Origin of the sequence: Saccharothrix sp. S26, from assembly GCF_021390395.1 — a bacterium.
Classification (GTDB): domain Bacteria; phylum Actinomycetota; class Actinomycetes; order Mycobacteriales; family Pseudonocardiaceae; genus Actinosynnema.
In genome coordinates, this window is the sequence record NZ_JAJUWT010000036.1 from 38211 (window position 1) to 55811 (window position 17601).

Consider the following 17601-nt stretch of genomic DNA (forward strand, 5'->3'; position numbering starts at 1 on the left):
CGTTCAACTCGGGTGTTCCGAACGTAGGACACACGCGACGTGAACGTAGGACTCTCGCGCGAGTCCTACGTTCGGGTTGGGTGAGTCCTACGTTCAGGACCCCCGAGTTCACCGCTCAGGGCGTGATCGCCAGGGCGATGGCCATCGCCAGCCGCTGCTCCGGGTCGTCCAACGGCAACGACGTCACCACCGCCATCCGCTGCATCCGGTACCGCAGCGTGTTCGGGTGCACCGACAGCGCCCGTGCCGCCTCGCGCGAATCCCCCTGGGCCGCCAACCACGCCCGCAACGTCAGCGCGTACTGCGTGCCGTGCTCGGCGTCGTGCCGCACCAGGTCCGCCACCGGCCCCCGTGACGGCAACCGGCCGGCCTCCGCCACGGCCGCCAACCGCCGCAACAGCACCCGCGCCCACGCCTGGTCGTACACCACGGGCTCGCCCTCCGACAGCGCCAGGCACTCGTCGGCCTCACCCCGGGACGCGGGCAGCGACCCGGCGTCCGCCCGACCACCGATCCCGGCCTGCACGACCGCCTCCGCGGGCAGCTCACGGCCCAGCGAACGCACCCACTCCACCGCCACCGACGGGTCGTCCCCGCACGGCAGCACGGTGTAGAGCACGTTGCCGAACAACGCCGACCGGCCAGGCCGCGACCAGCCGAAACCCGCCGTCGCCCGGGAGAACGCGAGCAACGCCGCCCCGTGCTCGCCCTCGCCGGCGTGCGCCTGCACGGCGATCACCCGCAGGTCGGTCGGCGGCAGCCCCAGCCGCGCCAGGTTCGCGGGCGACCCGGACTCCAGCGCCTCGATCACGAGGTCCGCCTCGGCCTGCCGCTCCAGGTCCGCCGACGCCCGCGCCCGCAGCAGGTGCAGCGCCGCCGTCCGCGCCCCGTCCACCAGCGCACCGGCGCGCAGCGCGTCCACCGGGTCGTCCACCTCGACCCACACCGAGCCCAGCAGCTCGCGCCCCGCCCGCACGGCCGCCACCAGCCGCCCGCCGAGCTGGTCGGTCAGCTTCGGCACGAACAGCGGCTCGTCCGACCGCGCCAGGTGCGTGAACACGCCGTAGGCGTCCAGCGCCTGCCACGCCTCCTCGGGCACCCGCCGGCCCAGGATCGTCTGCACCCGCACCGGGTCGACCCCCTGCTGCCGGTACGAGTACGCCAGCACGCGGGACTGCTGGTCCTCGATCGTCACGGGCCCGCCGACCACCGCCGCGATCGCGTCCGCCACCGCGAACAGGTCACCGGAGCCCTGCCCGCCGAGCACGAGGGTCTGCGCGACGTTCGCCAACTGCCCCCACGGCACCGACGGGTCCACCAGCAGCACGGCCGCGCCGGACTTCTTCGCCGCCGCGAGCACCCGTTCGTCCAAGGGCGGCGAGCCGTGCAGCACGACCGCCGCCGCCGACGTCGTCGCGACCAACCTGGCCGCCGCCGCGGGCGAGGGCACGCCCAACCCGAGCAGCACGTCGTCCGCCGCGGCCGGCGTCTGCTCCGCCGGGTCGTGCAGCGCCACCCCGCGCAGCTCCACGCCCCGCCCCCTGGGCGCGCAGCTCAGGTGCGTGCCGAGGCTCCCCAGCACGTCCACGAGGCGATCAAGGGCGACCACATCGGGATCCTAAGGTCACCGGCACGCCCGCGCGGCCGGTCGCGGTGACGCCCGGAACACAGCAAGCAAAAACACAGTCCGCCGGTATCCGTCACGGCCGCGTGGTGGGACGATGGAGGCATGGTCAGTCCCGAGCGCGACGGCACACCGGTGCTCATCACCGAGGCGGCGCCCTCCTACGAGGAGCAGCACGCCGCGCGCAAACGCAAGTACGCGATCATGATGGGGGCGCGCATCCCGTGCCTCGTCCTGGCGATGGTCTTCTACCAGACCTGGTGGCTGGCCCTGGCCTTCCTCGTGCTGTCGGTCCCGCTGCCGTGGATGGCCGTGCTGGTCGCGAACGACCGGCCTCCCCGCAAGGCGGAGAAGGCCAGCCGCTTCGTCAAGGAGCACCGGGCGATCGAGTCACGCCCGCATCACGTCATCGAGGGCTGAGCCGCCGACGGCTGCGCGCCGACCGCGGACACCGCCCGCGCCGCCGCGCGCACGCCGCCGAGCAGCGCGTCGCGCCGGGACGCCCCGGACAGCCACGCCGCCAGCAGCCCGGCGTCGAACGCGTCACCGGCGCCCGTCGAGTCCACGCACTCGACGTCCTCCGCGGGCACCGACACCACGCCCTCGGCGTCGACCCAGCTCGCACCGTCCGCCCCGGACGTCAACGCCACCGCGCCCACCACGTCCAGCAGCGCCGAGGCCGACGCGGGAGCGGCGGACCCGGTGAGCGCGATCAGCTCCTCGGTGTTGGGCAGCAGCAGGTCGACGCCCCGGATGTCGTCCAGGAACCCGTCGTAGATCAACGCCGAGGACTGAGGGTCGACCGACGTGGTCAACCCGGCCTCGCGGGCCGCGCGCAGCACCGCCAACCCGGCCGGCCGCGACGACGCGTCCAGCAGCACGTAACCCGACAGGTGCAGGTGCGAGGCGTCGCGCAGCAACCCCTGGTCCAGGTCGCCGGGGGAGAAGCGGGCGTTCGCGCCCCGGTCGGGCAGCATGCTGCGCTGCCCGGTCTCGTCCACCAGCACGACCACGCAGCACGTCGCCGCCTCGGTGTCCACGGCGAACGCGCACCGCACCCCGGCCGAGGTCAGCTCGGCGTGCACCTGCCGTCCCGCCGAGTCCGCGCCGACCCGCGCCACCAGCACCGGCGACGCGCCGCACGCGGCCAGCCACACCGCCGTGTTCGCGCCCGCGCCACCCGGCTCGATGGTCACCGACGCCCGCGAGTCGCCGCCGTGCACGATCGGGCCCGCGTGCCGGGCCACCACGTCCAGCCCGGCGTCGCCGACGACCACGATCGAGGTCACGACGCGAGTTCCACGGCCACCGCGGCGGCCAGGGAGGCGTTCGACACGACCAGCGCCTCGTTGGCGTCCAGGCTCACCCCGCCGCTGGCGGTGTGGAAGTGCTCCAGCAGCACCGGCGTCACCTCCTTGCCCTGCACGTTGCGCTCGCGCAGCAGCTCCAAGCCCTCCGCGAGCAGCCGTTCGTGCAGGTCGGCGTCCATCTCGAACTCGACCGGGATCGGGTTGGCCAGCAGCACGCCCGCCGAACCGGGCACGCCCCGGTGCGCCGCCACGACCGCGGCCGCGTCCCGGGCCGAGTCCACCCGCCACGGCACGCCGAACTCCGACTCGCGCCGGTAGAACGCGGGGAAGCGGTCCGTGCCGAACCCGATCACGGGCACCGAGCGGGTCTCCAGCAGCTCCAGCGTCGCCCCCATGTCCAGGATCGACTTCACGCCCGAGCACACCACCAGCACCGGCGTCGTGGCCAGCACGTCGAGGTCGGCGGACACGTCCCACGTCTCGCGCGCGCCCCGGTGCACGCCGCCCAGCCCACCGGTGGCGAACACCCCGATACCCGCCGCGTGCGCCAGCGCGGCCGTGCTCGCGACCGTCGTCGCGCCGTCGCGCCCGAGCGCGTAGGCCGCGCCCAGGTCGCGCCGCGACAGCTTGACCAGGTCGTTGGCCGGGTCGCAGACGTAGTCGAGCTCGGCGGGGGTCAACCCGACCTTGGGCACACCGCCGAGCACGGCGATCGTGGCGGGCACCGCGCCCGCGGCGCGCACCACGCCTTCGAGCCGTTCGGCGACCTCGCGGTTGCGGCCGGGCGGCAGCCCGTGGGACAGGATCGTGCTCTCCAACGCGACCACCGGCCGGTTCTCGGCCAGGGCGGATCGGACCTCTTCGGTGACGCTCGGCTTGCTCACGAGGGGCCATCATCCCAGGTACGCTGTCCGCGTGAGCACGCAGACTCTGCCCGAGGTGGAGACCCGGCCGGAAGGCACGGACCACACCGGGGACGACACCCCGAAGATGTTCCACTACGTGCGCAAGGCCAAGATCGCGGAGAGCGCGGTGATGGGCACGCACGTCGTGGCGCTGTGCGGCGAGGTGTTCCCGGTGACGAAGTCGCCCAAGCCCGGCTCGCCCGTCTGCCCGGAGTGCAAGAAGATCTACGACGGCCTGCCCAAGGGCGGCGAGTAGCACCCGCTAGGACGGCCCCGGCGTCGACCCGCCGGGGCCCAAGCCGTGCCCGCTCACCGGTGTCTCCCGCGCCCCTCGGCGTTCCACCGGCAGCGGCACGGTGCGGTTGGTGTCCGCGGGTGACGGCGCGGTGTGCGGGCGCTCGCCGGGCGGCCCGGGGTCCGGGCCGGGTGAGACCTGCCTGCCCTCGTCGGACCTGATCCGCTCGGCGGCCCGCTCGATCTCCAGCCGCTGCCAGCGCCGCCGCTGCCGCCGGGTCATCCGCGCCGGCCACATCTCCTGCAACGCGCTGTTGAAGTACGCGCCCAACGTGATCGCCAACCCGATCAGGTAGGCGAACAGCAGGAACGCGATCGGCGTCGCCAACGCGCCGTAGGTGTACCCGGTGGTGGTGATCCACTGGATGTAGAGCCGCAGCCCGATGGACGACAGCAGGAACACCGCCATCGCGAGCACGGCCCCCGGCACGAGCCGGTGCCACGGCAGCTTGTTCGGCAGCGACAGCTTGTACAGCGTGGCCAGCGCCAGCACCAGCAGCACCGCCATGCCCGGGTAGTAGAACCCGCTCAGCCACGACTCGATCGTCGGCTCCCACGAGTCCGGGAACACCCGCGGCAGCAGATCGGGGCCCAGCGCCACCACCGGCAGGCCGATGATCAGCAGCACCAGGCTCGCCATGTACAGCAGAAGCGCGAAGATCCGCTGCCACACCTCGTTGCGCACGCCGTACTGGTCGTGCGCGGCGGTGATCGCGTCCACGAACGACGACATCGCCGACGACCCGGCCCACAGCGAGATCAGGAAGCCGACCGAGACGATCTCGCCCTTGCCGGTGGTGAGGATCTGGTCGACGGTGGGCACGATCACCCCGTTGACCACGTCCTGGCTGAAGATCGTCCGGCAGGTGGAGATGATCCGGTCCTTGACCGCGCTCACGACCTCCGGCCCGAACCAGTCGCCCAGGTACCCGAGGCTGCCCAGCAACCCCAGCAGCAGCGGGGGGAACGACAGGACCTGCCAGAACGCCGCCTCGGCCGCCTCGGAGAAGATGCTGCCGTCCCACGCCTTCGACAGCGTGCGCGCCAACAGACGCAGGGGCCCTTTGCGACCCGCGCTGCGTGCTGTGTCGTCCCTCGGCGAACCCATCGCAACATCAAGCATGGTGCATGGCGGGTGATTTCGCGGCATCGGAGACCGTGGGCCCCGGCCGCAGCGGGTAGGCTGTCGATGCCCTCGACGGTCACCCGCACCGAGGGCATTTGCGTGTCCACCACCGCACGACCGCGGCGGCACCACCGCTGATCAGCGCAGAAAGGGTTCGAGGTTGTCGCAACCGCAAGTCGCCACGACCCGCCCCCTCCGCGCCTGGCAGCGCCGCGCGCTGACGAAGTACCTGGCCGCCAAGCCCAAGGACTTCCTGGCCGTCGCCACGCCCGGCGCAGGCAAGACGACGTTCGGCCTGCGCGTGGCGGCCGAGCTGCTGGCCGATCGCACGATCGAGGCCGTCACGATCGTCACGCCCACCGAGCACCTCAAGCACCAGTGGGCGAAGGCGGCGGCCGAGGCGGGCATCGCGATCGACTCGAACTTCCGCAACACCAACGCCATGACCTCCCGCGACTACCACGGCGTGGCGCTCACGTACGCCCAGGTCGCCGCCCACCCGATGCTGCACCGGGTGCGCACGGAGAACCGCAAGACGCTCGTGCTGCTCGACGAGATCCACCACGGCGGCGACGCCAAGTCGTGGGGTGACGCGATCCGGGAGGCGTTCACGCCCGCCGTGCGCCGGCTGTGCCTGACCGGCACGCCGTTCCGCTCGGACGACTCGCCGATCCCGTTCGTCAGCTACGAGCCGGGCCCGGACGGCGTGCAGCGCAGCCGCGCGGACCACTCCTACGGCTACTCCGACGCGTTGCGCGACGGCGTCGTCCGCCCGGTGATCTTCCTGGCCTACTCGGGCGAGGCGCAGTGGCGCACGAGCGCGGGGGAGGAGTTCTCCGCCCGGCTCGGCGAGCCGCTGACCCAGGAGCAGACCGCGCGGGCGTGGCGGGTGGCGCTGGACCCGACCGGCGAGTGGATGCCGTCGGTGCTCAAGGCCGCCGACATGCGCCTGACCCAGCTGCGCGAGGGCGGGATGCCGGACGCGGGCGGCCTGGTGATCGCCACCGACCAGACCGTGGCCAGGGCCTACGCCGAGATCCTCAAGCGCACCACGGGCCACGACGCGACCCTGGTGCTCTCCGACGACCCGAAGGCTTCCGGCCGGATCGCCGAGTTCTCCGCCTCGACCGACCGCTGGCTGATCGCGGTGCGGATGGTGTCCGAGGGCGTCGACGTGCCGCGGCTGGCCGTCGGCGTGTACGCGACCAGCGCCTCGACGCCGCTGTTCTTCGCCCAGGCCGTGGGCCGGTTCGTGCGCGCCCGCGCCAAGGGCGAGACGGCCAGCGTGTTCCTGCCCAGCGTGCCCGTGCTGCTGGGGCTGGCCAGCGAGCTGGAGCAGCAGCGCGACCACGTGCTGGGCAAGCCGCACCGGGAGAAGGACGGCTGGGACGACGAGCTGCTGTCGCAGGCCAACCAGGTCAAGGACGAGCCGGGCGAGGAGGAGAAGGCGTTCACCGCGCTGGGCGCCTCCGCCGAGCTGGACCAGGTGATCTACGACGGTTCCTCGTTCGGCACGGCCGCGTTCGCGGGCAGCGACGAGGAGCAGGAGTACCTGGGCCTGCCCGGCCTGCTGGAGCCCGACCAGGTGCGCGCGCTGCTGCGGCAGCGGCAGGAGAAGCAGCTGGTCGAGGCCAGCAAGCGCCAGGTCGCCGCGCCGCCGCCGCCCGCGCCGGTGCGCACGGCGAGCGTGCAGGAGCGGCTGGCCCAGCTGCGCAAGGAGCTCAACACCCTGGTGGCCATGCACCACCACCGCACGAAGAAGCCGCACGGCAAGATCCACAACCAGCTGCGTGAGTACTGCGGGGGCCCGCCGACCGCGATGGCCAGCATCGAACAGCTCGAGGAGCGGATCGCCACGCTGCGCTCGTGGTGACCCCGGCGAAACCGTTTGTTGTGACCTGAGGTGACCGGCTACTGCATTGGGAGTAGTCAGATGTCCGTTCGGTTACCTGCCCGTTAGCGCATCGTGCCTACTTTACCGGTCAAGTGTGCTTCCGGTCACCGCCTGTCCCGGCATACGTTGTGCGCCACAACATTTACGCTCCTGCGTGAAAGGGATGGCGGATGCGCAGCAAGAGCCTCGCTCTCATCGCCCTTGGCACCGGCCTCGCCGTGGCCATGACGGCATGTGGCGCCAACACGTCCACGGGTGGCAGCACCACCTCGGACACCAACACGAACAGCGGCTCGGGCGGCGCGAAGGTCGGCGTCATCCTCCCCGAGACCGCCAGCTCCGCGCGCTGGGAGGGCTTCGACAAGCCCCTGCTGAAGAAGGCGCTGGAAGCCGAGGGCCTCCAGGCCGACATCCAGAACGCCCAGGGTGACGTGCAGAAGTTCTCCACGCTCGCCGACGGCATGATCAACGCCGGCGTCAAGGTGCTGATCATCGCCACGCCCAACAGCGAGATCGGCGCCACGGTCGCGAAGAAGGCCGAGGCGCAGGGCATCCCGGTCATCGACTACGACCGGCTCAACCTGGGCGGCAGCTCGAAGTACTACGTCTCGTTCGACAACGTGAAGGTCGGCGAGCTCCAGGGCCAGGGCCTGGTCCAGGGCCTGGAGGCGCTCGCGCCCGGCAAGAAGCCCGCCGAGATCATCGAGATCGAGGGCGCGCCGACGGACAACAACGCCACCCTGTTCTACAACGGCCAGCAGAACGTGCTGAAGCCCAAGTACGACTCGGGTGACCTGAAGCTGGTGCGCTCGCAGCCCATCGACAACTGGGACAACCAGAAGGGCGGCACCACCTTCGAGCAGATCCTCACCGGCAACGGCCAGAAGGTCGACGGCGTCGTCGCCGCGAACGACGGCCTCGCGGGTGCGGTCATCACGGTGCTGAAGAAGTACGGCCTCAACGGCAAGGTGCCCGTCACCGGCCAGGACGCCACCCCGGAGGGCCTGCAGGCCATCCTGCGCGGCGACCAGTTCATGACCGTGTTCAAGCCGATCAACGAGCAGGCCGAGGCCACCGCCAAGCTGGCCGCCGCGCTGGCGAAGAACGACACCGCCGCCGCCGACAAGCTGGCCACCGGCGTCACCAAGGACACCACGGGCAACCGCGACGTCAAGTCGGTCCTGCTGCCCGCGCAGCTGATCACCAAGGACAAGGTCAAGACCGTGGTCGACGCGGGCTTCGTCAAGGCGACGGAGATCTGCGGCGGCGACCTCGCCACCGTCTGCACCGAGCTCGGCATCAAGTAAGTCAAGGCTCGCGCCGGGGCGGGGTGTGGGAGACGCACCCCGTTCCGGCGCGCCCACCGCTGTGTGGGCCGACCACCCGAACGGGTTAGACCCTCAAGACGGGTTAGACGGAGGAAATCCAGTGAGCGAGCCGATCCTCGAGCTGCGCGGCATCAACAAGAGTTTCGGTCCGGTGCACGTCCTGCACGACATCGACTTCGAGGTGCACCCCGGCCAGGTCACCGCCCTCGTCGGCGACAACGGCGCGGGCAAGTCGACGTTGGTCAAGTGCATCGCGGGCATCCACCCCACCGACTCCGGCCAGGTCCTGTTCGACGGGCAGGAGGTGCACATCCACGGGCCGCGCGACGCCGCGCACCTGGGCATCGAGGTCGTGTACCAGGATCTGGCGCTGTGCGACAACCTCGACATCGTGCAGAACATGTTCCTGGGCCGGGAACGCGGGAAGTTCGGCATGCTCGACGAGGCGGACATGGAGCAGGCCGCCCGCAAGACGCTGACCTCGCTGTCGGTGCGCACGGTCAAGTCGGTGCGCACGCAGGTCGCGTCGCTGTCCGGCGGCCAGCGGCAGACCGTGGCGATCGCCAAGGCAGTGCTGTGGAACAGCAAGGTCGTGTTGCTGGACGAGCCGACCGCGGCGCTGGGCGTCGCGCAGACCCGCCAGGTGCTCGACCTCGTGCGCCGGCTCGCCGAGCAGGGCCTGGGCGTCGTGCTGATCAGCCACAACATGAACGACGTGTTCGAGGTCGCGGACCGCATCGCCTGCCTGTACCTGGGCCGGATGGCGGCCGAGGTCAACACCAAGGACGTCACCCACGGCCAGGTGGTCGAGCTGATCACCGCGGGCCGGTCCGGTGACCTGGGCATCGCCCGTCCCGAGACCGCCACCATCTGATGCCCGCCCTGGATCGCTGCCTGCCCTTCCGGTACCGGCACGGCCAAGCCCCCACGACGAGGAACGCAGCATGACCAACACCACGAGCGAGACGTCGCCCAAGGACTCGCCCCAGGGCGCGATCTCCGACTTCGGCATCGACACCACCTCCCAGTCGACCGGCGAGGCGGTGCGCGACTACGTGGCCCGACTGCGCGGCGGCGAACTGGGCTCCCTGCCCGCGCTGCTCGGCGTCGTCGTGCTGCTCATCGTGTTCAGCTCGCTGGCCGACACGTTCCTGACGCTGGGCAACATCGCCAACCTGCTCGCGCAGGGCGCGAGCGTCGTGATCATCGCGATGGGCCTGGTGTTCGTCCTGCTCCTGGGCGAGATCGACCTGTCGGCGGGCACGGCGTCCGGCGTCACCGCGTCGGTGATGGCGCTGCACCTGATCAACGGCGGCAACCTGCTCGGCGGCATGGGCGACACCGTCTTCTACCTCTTCTGCGCCCTGCTGGCGCTGGCCGCCGTGCTGGCCGCGCTCATGCGGATCTGGGCGGGCACCGCGCTGTCGGCGGTGGCGCTGGTCATCTCCCTGATCGGCGTGCCCGCCAACCCGTGGGTCGAGATGCTGCTGGCCGTCTGCGTCGGCACCGCGATCGGCTGCATCACCGGCTACCTCGTCGCCCGCGTCGGCATCCCGTCGTTCGTCGTGACCCTGGCCCTGTTCCTGGCCTGGGGCGGCGTCATCCTCCAGTTCATCGGCGAGGGCGGCACGCTCGGCCTGCGCGACGACGTCATCTTCAACGTGGCCAACGGGAACCTGAACACCGCGGGCTCGTGGGCGCTGTTCGTCGTCGCCGCCGGCGGCTACGCGGCGGTCGTGCTCGGCCGCCACTTCAGCAGGCTGCGCCGCGGCCTGGTCGCCTCGCCCACCCCGATCGTGCTGGTCAAGGTCGGCGTGGTGCTGGTGCTCAGCGCGGTGGCCACCTACGCCCTGACCCTCAACCGCTCGAAGAGCGACCTCGTGGTGATCACCGGCGTGCCGTTCGTGGTGCCGATCGTGCTCGTGCTGCTGGTCATCGGCACGTTCGTGCTCGAACGCACCAGCTACGGCCGGCACGTCTACGCCGTCGGCGGCAACAAGGAAGCCGCCCGCCGCGCCGGCATCAACGTGGCGCAGATCCGGATGAGCGTGTTCGTGATCGCCTCGTCCCTGGCGGCCGTCGGCGCGATCGTCTACTCGTCGAAGGTCGGCTCGGTCGACCCGAACGCCGGTGGCGGCAACACGCTGCTGATGGCGGTCGGTGCGGCCGTGATCGGCGGCACCTCGCTGTTCGGCGGCAAGGGCAAGCTGCGTGACGCCGTGATCGGTGGCGCGGTGCTGGCGATCATCCAAAACGGCATGGGCCTGCTCGACCAGCCCGCCGCCGTCGTGTTCATCGTGACCGGCCTGGTGCTGCTGCTGGCCGCGAGCGTCGACGCGCTGTCCCGCCGCCGGGCGGCGTCCGCCGCCCGCTGACGTGAGCACACCTACCGCGGGAGCCCGACCCGACGAGGTGCGGAGGCACAACAGAACGGCGCTGCTGCGCCGACTGCACGTGGACGGGCCTTCCACCAGGGCGTCGCTGGCGGCTGAGCTGGGCCTCAACCGCAGCACGATCAAAGCCCTGGTGGACGGCCTCGCCGAGTCCGGCGTGGTGGCCGAACGGGTGCCGGCGCAGCGCTCCGGCGCCGGCCGCCCGTCCCTGCTGGTGCTGCCGCAACCGCACGCGGCCGTGGTGATGGCCATCGACATCCGCGTCGAGCAGGTGGCGATGGCCATGGTCGGCCTCGGCGGCGACATCCTCGGCCGGGACTCGTGGAACCTGCACCACCGGTCCCGCGACCCCGGCGAGGTGATCACGCACATCGCCGACTCGGCCAAGCTGCTGGCCGACGAGCTCGACGTGCAGGCGGTCGGCGTGGGCGTCTCCGTGCCGGGCGTGGTCCGCCGCGCCGACGGCCTCGTGCACGAGGCGCCGAACCTGCACTGGACCGACGTGGCGCTGGGCGAACGGCTGTCGTCGGTGCTCAAGCTCCCCGTCCAGGTCGGCAACGACGCCGAGCTGGGCGCCTTGGCCGAGCACGTGCGCGGCGCGGCCCGCGGTTCGTCGGACATGGTCTACATCTCCGCCGACGTCGGCATCGGCGGCGGCGTGATCTCCAGCGGCCAACCGCTGCGCGGCACCGGCGGCTACGTCGGCGAGCTGGGGCACATGGTGGTGCGGCCCGGCGGCCGCCGCTGCTACTGCGGCTGCCAGGGCTGCTGGGAGACCGAGGTGGGCGAGGCGGCGCTGTGCCGCGCCCTGGCGCTGCCCGAGGACTCGCCGCGCGGCACGGTGGTGGCCGAGCTGCGGTCGCTGGCCGGGTCGCCGGACAGCGTCGCCCACCGGCTGGGCGAGTTCACCGAGTGGCTGGCCATGGGCCTGATCACCGTGGTCAACATGCTGGGGCCGGAACTGGTGGTGCTGGGCGACTTGTTCACCGCGCTGCCCGAAACGCTGGTCGACCAACTGCGACGCACCGTGCAGCAGCGGTCACTGGTGTCGCGCGCCGTCGGCGGCACCAAGATCGTCTCGTCGCCGCTCGGCCGTGACGCCAAGCTCATCGGCGCGGCCGAGCTCGCCTTCGAGCCCGTGCTCGGCGAGGTCTGAGGTCCGACACCCGCTCGCGGCGGGGCTCCCGACGTGACCGCACGCCCCGGGCCGCCGGAGAAAAATGAGGGGGGCGGGGATCCTCTCGGATCCCCGCCCCGGACGGCTAGGGTGCTACGAGTCCTTTGCCGGGACTCGTGGTGTTCAGCCCTGCTGCAACTCGGCAGCGAGCTCGCGCAGCTTGGTGCTGTGCTCACGGGCGTGGTGCCCGCAGAACAGCAACTCGCCCCCGGAGGGGAGCACGGCGCGAACCTGGGCAGCAGCCCCGCAGCGGTCGCAGCGGTCGGCAGCGGTCAACGCGGGGCGGGTGAGCGTCGTAGTCATGGAAATCTCCCTCCGTCCCGGCACCGGGGATCGGTGCCCTCACACCTAGCTGCGACCACTTCGCATCTGGCGGGTGCGCCGTGTTCGCTGCTTCCACTCTTGCAGACGCGCGGGCGTAAGTCAGTGTTCCCCGGACCGTGGCGACCCGCGTCACTCGTCATTTACCCGGCGCGCGGGCGCCCGGAACCTGCCACTTCCACCGGTTCGATCCGCCCGCGCTCACGTTCCGCTGTCGTGACAAGGCATTTCCGACCTGCGAATACGGCGTTCGACGCACCTCCGATGCTCCAGAAGGTGGGTCTTGGACCGGCGCCGGTGTGACGGGTAACACTTTGGTCAGCCCAGAGCGAACACGGCCCCTCGTTCCACGATCCGGACATGATCCGTCCGGTTCACGAGCCGTTCGACCGCCCGTTCAGATGGTGATCCGCCGCCCGTCGAACCGCGTCAGGCCGAACGACGCGGCCTCGTGGTTGACCCGCACGTGGTCGCGCAGCACCCCGATCCCGACCGCCTCGCCCAGGAGCACGGACTCGGTGAAGTCCGACCGCCAGTGCACGCCCGCCATGTTCCGACCGGTCGCCACGTTCGCCGCCACCTTGTCCAGCTCGCCGCCCACGGTCAGCGCGTCACCGCCGGTGTAGGGCACCAGGGCCGTGCCGGTGGCGTCCGGCGCGACCGGGGAGGGCAGCACCCACGACTCGTCGAACCACGCCTTCAGCACCGTGACGCAGGCCCCGGCGACGGTGGCGTGACCCGAGCCGTACGACGGGTGCGCCGGCGAGCCCTCCGGGAACGCCTGCGGCAGCAGGTACGAGCCGTGCTTGTCGTGGCTGAGCTTGACCGCCTCGGAGTCCAGCACCTCGCGGTCGATCATGGCGTAGTCCCGCAGCCCGGACAGGTGCGCGTGGACCCGGCCGCCGAACGCCTCCGGCCGCATCCGCCGGTGCACGAACCACTTCTGGAACCACATCGCCTTCAGCGCCCGCGTCGCCACCTCGGTCACCAGCGACAGCAGGTGCGGCGCGCCGTAGGTGCCGAAACCCACCTGGTTGGCCGAGTGCCGGTACGGGTTGCCCGGGTCGACCGGCGCCCCCAGGTCCAGCAGGATCAGCGCCGCGTTGAGGTACGCCTCGTACAACGCGTCGAAGTGCACGTAGTTGGTCAGGGCCCGCGCGTTGTGCAGGTACCGGCGCACCACGTGGTCCCGCTCGATCGGCGGGGTGCTCGCGCCCTCCTGCACCGCCCGCCACGCGTCGAAGCGGGTCAGGTAGTCGCGGTTGGGCCGCACGCGGTCGTGCAGCTGCGGGATGCGCAGCGTGCCGTACTGGATGTCGCGCAGCAGGAACTGCGACAGGAACGGCCCCCTCAGGTCACCCCGCGTGCCACCGCGGAAGATCGTGGCCGGCGTGACGCGGCCGTCGACTTTCGGCGCGCGGTAGTCGCTCAGCCGCGACAGCTCGGCCGCGGCCTGCGCGATCAACGGGTGCCCGTCGTACTCGGCGAACGGGACGTCCCTGGTCAGGGCCATCCAGTACAGCTCGACGGCCTCGGCGGAGTGCCGCGCGCTGTCGATCCGCGGCACCGGCGGCACCGCCAGCGCCTGCGGGTCCGGGCCCTCCAGGTCGAACGCGAGGCCGGCCTGCGGGTTGGTCAGCTTCACGCCCGGTCCGACCGGGATGCGCTCGAAGTCCTCGGGCCGGCCGGTGGCCAGCGCCCGCAGCAGCGTGTTGTACGCCTCCGGGCGCACCTCGCCGACCTCGTCGTGGGGCAGACCCTTGCTGAAGTTGGCGACGTACGGGTAGTCGCCCTCCTCGCCGTTGTTGACGTGCTCCGGCCACGGCAGCCGGTCCAACGCGTCGGCCGAGGCCAGGCGCGAAAGGCGTGCTTCAGTGCGACGTTCGGTCATCGGACTTCCCCCTGTGACGGCGCGCCCCTCGCCGCCCCCCCGGCGGCCGCGCCACTACCAGGACACCACGCAGCGTGACCGACGGCAGCGTCCGTTCGAGTGAATGGTCCGGGTAAAGCCCAGGGCCCCTCGACCGTGCGGTCGAGGGGCCCTGGGTGAACCTGCCGGTCCTGGCGTCAGTCCAGGTAGTCGCGCAGCACCTGCGACCGCGAGGGGTGCCGGAGCTTCGACATCGTCTTCGACTCGATCTGCCGGATCCGCTCCCGCGTCACTCCGTAGACCTGGCCGATCTCGTCCAGCGTGCGCGGCTGGCCGTCGGTGAGGCCGAACCGCAGCCGCACCACGCCCGCCTCGCGCTCGGACAACGTCGCCAGCACCGACTGGAGCTGGTCCTGCAACAGCGTGAACGACACCGCGTCCACCGCCACCACGGCCTCGGAGTCCTCGATGAAGTCACCGAGCTGGCTGTCGCCCTCGTCACCGATCGTCTGGTCCAGCGAGATGGGCTCCCGGGCGTACTGCTGGATCTCCAGCACCTTCTCCGGGGTGATGTCCATTTCCTTGGCCAACTCCTCCGGGGTGGGCTCGCGGCCCAGGTCCTGGAGCAGTTCGCGCTGGATGCGACCCAGCTTGTTGATGACCTCGACCATGTGCACCGGGATGCGGATGGTGCGGGCCTGGTCGGCCATCGCGCGGGTGATCGCCTGGCGGATCCACCACGTCGCGTACGTGGAGAACTTGTAGCCCTTGGTGTAGTCGAACTTCTCCACCGCGCGGATCAGGCCGAGGTTGCCCTCCTGGATCAGGTCCAGGAACGCCATGCCACGACCGGTGTAGCGCTTGGCCAGCGACACCACCAGGCGGAGGTTGGCCTCCAGCAGGTGGTTCTTGGCCCGCTCGCCGTCCCGCACGATCCACCGCAGGTCGCGGCGCATCTGCGGGGTCAGCTTCTCCTGCTCGTCCTCGGCGCGGCGCACCCGCTCGGCGGCGTAGAGGCCGGCCTCGATGCGCTTGGCGAGCTCGACCTCCTCCTCCGCGTTGAGCAGGGCGACCTTGCCGATCTGCTTGAGGTAGGCGCGGACCGAGTCGGCCGAGGCGGTGAGCTCGGCGTCCTTGCGGGCCTGCCGCAGGGCCTCCGACTCCTCCTCGTCCCAGACGAAGTCGCCCTCGCCGGGCTTGGCCTCCTCCTCGGCGGGCTCCTCCTCGACCGGCTCGTCGATCAGCTCGACGTCGTCGACCAGGTCTTCGGCGTCCGGAGCACCCTCGAGGTCGTCGGGTTCCTCGCCGTCCTTCTTCACCTTGCCAGGCGCGGCAGCGGCGGCCTTGGCCGCCGTCTTGCGCGGCGCCCGCGTGGCCGTCTTCCCCGCCGCGGCGGTCTTCGCCGCCGGCTTCTTCGCCGGGGCCTTCCTCGCCGAGGTGGCCTTGGGCGTCTCCTCGGCGTCAGCCTTAGCTGCCTGAGTCGTCTTCGCGGCTGCCACGTACGCCCTTTCGCGACTGTCGATCAAGGTCGACCGAAGGGCGCGAACCTCGGTCGCCTGAGTACGGGGGATCCCCCGCCGGATCGTTCGTCAGCGGGGCACCGTTCCATTGTAACGACGAGAATCGCGTGCCGTTGCGCCCCGGCGTCATCCGAGGTGGTCCGGCACGCGTTCTCGCAGGTGGAACGCGGCGGAAATCAGTGCCGCAGACCTTGCGCGGCGGCCACGGCCGCGCCCACGATGCCCGCGTCGTTCTTCAGCGCGGCGGCCACCACCTCGGTGCGCACCTCCAGCAGCGGCAGCCACTTCTCCGCCTTCTTGCTGACCCCGCCGCCCGCGATGACCAGGTCGGGCCAGATCAGGTTCTCCAGCACGTTGATGTACCGGGACACGCGGGGCGTCCACTCCGCCCAGGTCAGGCCCTTGTCCTCCTTCACCGAGGCCGCCGCGCGCTTCTCCGCGTCGTGGCCGTCGACCTCCAGGTGACCGAACTCGGTGTTCGGGACGAGCTTGCCGTCCAGGAACAGGGCGCTGCCGATGCCGGTGCCGAACGTCAGCAGGACCACCAGGCCGTCCCGGTCGACACCGGAACCGAACCGCATCTCGGCGATGCCGGCGGCGTCGGCGTCGTTGAGCACCACGACCTGGTCGGTCGGCCTGCCGAGGCGCTGCGCGAACAGCGCGGCGGCGTCCGTGCCGATCCACGCCTTGTCGACGTTGGCCGCGGAGTGCGCGACGCCGTGCTTCACCACGCACGGCAGGGTGACGCCGACGGGACCGTCCCAGTTGAACTTCTCGACGATCTCGGCGACCACGTCGGCGACCGCGTCCGGGGTCGACGGCTGGGGCGTGGTGATGCGCAGGCGCTCACCGTCCAGCGCCCCCGCTTCGAGGTCCACGAGCCCGCCCTTGATGCCGGAACCGCCGATGTCCACGCCGAACCCGCGGGTCATGCCCATCCCCGTGGCCCTTCCTACTCGATTCAGTAACCGTGGCCGCAGACATTAGCCTGCGGTCTGTCGATAGTCCCGTGAGAGTGACGCAGGAGGAACAGTTGCGTTTCGATCCGAGCTCATTGGTCGACGTGGCCGTGCTCGTGGCCCGTGAGGCCGGCGAGCTGGCCGTGACCATGCGCGAAGCCGCCGTGACCGACGTCGACACCAAGAGCAGCGCCACCGACGTGGTGACCGCGGCCGACCGCGCGTCCGAGCAGCTGGTCCGGCGCAGGCTGGCCGAGCTGCGGCCCGGTGAGCCCGTGATCGGGGAGGAGGAGGGCGGCAGCGCCGCCCTGGAGGGACTGACCTGGGTCGTCGACCCGATCGACGGCACCGTGAACTACCTGTACGGCATCCCCCACTACGCCGTGTCCGTGGCCGCGCAGGTCGACGGGGCGTCGGTGGCGGGTGCCGTGGTGGAGCCGGTCAGCGGCCGGGTGTGGACGGCGGCGCGGGGCGGCGGGGCGTGGCTGGACGGCCGGCGGCTCGCGGTCTCCAACGCCACCCGGTTGGACCTGTCCCTGTTGGGTTACGGCTTCGCCTACCGGCCCGAGCGGCGGCAGCGGCAGGCGGACGCGTGGGCGGGCCTGGCGACCAGGGTGCGGGACATGCGGCGGGCCGGTGCGGCGTCGCTGGACCTGTGCGCCGTGGCGGCGGGTCGCCTGGACGCCTACGCCGAGCACACGCTGGGTCGGTGGGACTGGGCGGCGGGCGCGTTGCTGGCGAGTGAGGCGGGTGCCGTGGTCCACCTTCCGGGTGAAGCTCCGGAACTGGGCGCGGACGCCACCTTCGCCGCCGCGCCGGGCATCGCCGACGCCCTGTTCACCGCCCTGGTGGAATGCGGCTTCGGCGAGGTCTGACCCGC

16 protein-coding genes are annotated in these 17601 nt (G+C 71.5%); 8 read left to right on the forward strand and 8 right to left on the reverse strand.

Annotation, left to right across the window (positions count from 1 at the left end; all coding sequences use genetic code 11):
- Positions 1–115 precede the first annotated feature (115 nt).
- Positions 116–1609, reverse strand: a complete 1494-nt coding sequence (locus LZG04_RS39715) for a CdaR family transcriptional regulator (protein ID WP_233827117.1) — start codon at positions 1607–1609, stop codon at positions 116–118.
- Positions 1610–1729: 120 nt separating this feature from the next.
- Between LZG04_RS39715 and LZG04_RS39720 the strand changes: the two genes are divergently transcribed.
- Complete coding sequence (locus LZG04_RS39720) at positions 1730–2044, forward strand: DUF3099 domain-containing protein (protein WP_233827118.1); 315 nt, start codon at positions 1730–1732, stop codon at positions 2042–2044.
- On the opposite strand, the gene LZG04_RS39725 is transcribed toward LZG04_RS39720, so the two are convergent.
- The gene (locus LZG04_RS39725) at positions 2026–2913 is read right to left on the reverse strand and encodes a carbohydrate kinase family protein (RefSeq protein WP_233827119.1); all 888 of its coding nucleotides are present in this window, start codon (positions 2911–2913) and stop codon (positions 2026–2028) included. The genes LZG04_RS39720 and LZG04_RS39725 overlap by 19 nt on opposite strands.
- A complete protein-coding gene (locus LZG04_RS39730) occupies positions 2910–3818 on the reverse strand; it encodes a pseudouridine-5'-phosphate glycosidase (protein WP_233827120.1) in 909 nt (302 codons plus the stop codon). The genes LZG04_RS39725 and LZG04_RS39730 overlap by 4 nt, the downstream gene beginning before the upstream one ends.
- Positions 3819–3849: 31 nt before the next feature.
- Between LZG04_RS39730 and LZG04_RS39735 the strand changes: the two genes are divergently transcribed.
- Entirely contained in the window at positions 3850–4095 is a 246-nt protein-coding gene (locus LZG04_RS39735) for a DUF3039 domain-containing protein (protein WP_233827121.1), read from the forward strand.
- Positions 4096–4101: 6 nt separating this feature from the next.
- Here the strand turns inward: LZG04_RS39735 and LZG04_RS39740 are convergent, their stop codons facing one another.
- Positions 4102–5256 (reverse strand): YihY/virulence factor BrkB family protein, encoded by a 1155-nt coding sequence (locus tag LZG04_RS39740; RefSeq protein ID WP_233827122.1) that lies wholly within the window; start codon positions 5254–5256, stop codon positions 4102–4104.
- Positions 5257–5419: 163 nt separating this feature from the next.
- On the opposite strand from LZG04_RS39740, the gene LZG04_RS39745 reads away from it, so the two are divergent.
- The 5 genes from LZG04_RS39745 to LZG04_RS39765 all read left to right on the forward strand — a co-directional run bounded on the left by LZG04_RS39745 (position 5420) and on the right by LZG04_RS39765 (position 12030).
- Positions 5420–7132 (forward strand): DEAD/DEAH box helicase, encoded by a 1713-nt coding sequence (locus LZG04_RS39745; protein ID WP_233827123.1) that lies wholly within the window; start codon positions 5420–5422, stop codon positions 7130–7132.
- A 191-nt stretch (positions 7133–7323) separates the two neighbouring features.
- Positions 7324–8460 carry a sugar ABC transporter substrate-binding protein gene (locus LZG04_RS39750; RefSeq protein WP_233827124.1) on the forward strand — a complete coding sequence of 379 codons (1137 nt, stop codon included), beginning with the start codon at positions 7324–7326 and terminating at the stop codon, positions 8458–8460.
- A 121-nt stretch (positions 8461–8581) separates the two neighbouring features.
- The gene (locus LZG04_RS39755; protein WP_233827125.1) at positions 8582–9355 is read left to right on the forward strand and encodes an ATP-binding cassette domain-containing protein; all 774 of its coding nucleotides are present in this window, start codon (positions 8582–8584) and stop codon (positions 9353–9355) included.
- Positions 9356–9425: 70 nt separating this feature from the next.
- Positions 9426–10856 (forward strand): sugar ABC transporter permease, encoded by a 1431-nt coding sequence (locus LZG04_RS39760; protein ID WP_233827126.1) that lies wholly within the window; start codon positions 9426–9428, stop codon positions 10854–10856.
- 1 nt (position 10857) lies between these two features.
- Positions 10858–12030 (forward strand): ROK family transcriptional regulator, encoded by a 1173-nt coding sequence (locus LZG04_RS39765; RefSeq protein WP_233827127.1) that lies wholly within the window; start codon positions 10858–10860, stop codon positions 12028–12030.
- A 144-nt stretch (positions 12031–12174) separates the two neighbouring features.
- Here LZG04_RS39765 and LZG04_RS39770 read toward each other — a convergent pair whose 3' ends face one another.
- From LZG04_RS39770 to ppgK, 4 genes are all read right to left on the reverse strand, one after another.
- A complete protein-coding gene (locus LZG04_RS39770) occupies positions 12175–12354 on the reverse strand; it encodes a hypothetical protein (protein ID WP_015800348.1) in 180 nt (59 codons plus the stop codon).
- Positions 12355–12769: 415 nt separating this feature from the next.
- On the reverse strand, positions 12770–14263 hold the full coding sequence (locus LZG04_RS39775; RefSeq protein ID WP_233827128.1) for a vanadium-dependent haloperoxidase: 1494 nt from the start codon (positions 14261–14263) through the stop codon (positions 12770–12772).
- Between the two features lie 176 nt (positions 14264–14439).
- Complete coding sequence (locus LZG04_RS39780) at positions 14440–15741, reverse strand: RNA polymerase sigma factor (RefSeq protein WP_233827129.1); 1302 nt, start codon at positions 15739–15741, stop codon at positions 14440–14442.
- 197 nt (positions 15742–15938) lie between these two features.
- The gene (ppgK, locus tag LZG04_RS39785; protein ID WP_308199678.1) at positions 15939–16700 is read right to left on the reverse strand and encodes a polyphosphate--glucose phosphotransferase; all 762 of its coding nucleotides are present in this window, start codon (positions 16698–16700) and stop codon (positions 15939–15941) included.
- A gap of 95 nt (positions 16701–16795) precedes the next feature.
- On the opposite strand from ppgK, the gene LZG04_RS39790 reads away from it, so the two are divergent.
- Complete coding sequence (locus LZG04_RS39790) at positions 16796–17596, forward strand: inositol monophosphatase family protein (protein WP_233827131.1); 801 nt, start codon at positions 16796–16798, stop codon at positions 17594–17596.
- The last annotated feature ends 5 nt before the right edge of the window (positions 17597–17601 follow it).

What these genes read in the sequence shown, in the direction of transcription:
- LZG04_RS39720 (WP_233827118.1), top strand. Translation starts at nt 1,730, where the DNA reads ATGGTCAGTCCCGAGCGCGACGGCACACCGGTGCTCATCACCGAGGCG.
- LZG04_RS39740 (WP_233827122.1), bottom strand. Translation starts at nt 5,256, where the DNA reads ATGCTTGATGTTGCGATGGGTTCGCCGAGGGACGACACAGCACGCAGC.
- LZG04_RS39750 (WP_233827124.1), top strand. Translation starts at nt 7,324, where the DNA reads ATGCGCAGCAAGAGCCTCGCTCTCATCGCCCTTGGCACCGGCCTCGCC.
- LZG04_RS39760 (WP_233827126.1), top strand. Translation starts at nt 9,426, where the DNA reads ATGACCAACACCACGAGCGAGACGTCGCCCAAGGACTCGCCCCAGGGC.
- LZG04_RS39770 (WP_015800348.1), bottom strand. Translation starts at nt 12,354, where the DNA reads ATGACTACGACGCTCACCCGCCCCGCGTTGACCGCTGCCGACCGCTGC.
- LZG04_RS39775 (WP_233827128.1), bottom strand. Translation starts at nt 14,263, where the DNA reads ATGACCGAACGTCGCACTGAAGCACGCCTTTCGCGCCTGGCCTCGGCC.
- ppgK (WP_308199678.1), bottom strand. Translation starts at nt 16,700, where the DNA reads ATGGGCATGACCCGCGGGTTCGGCGTGGACATCGGCGGTTCCGGCATC.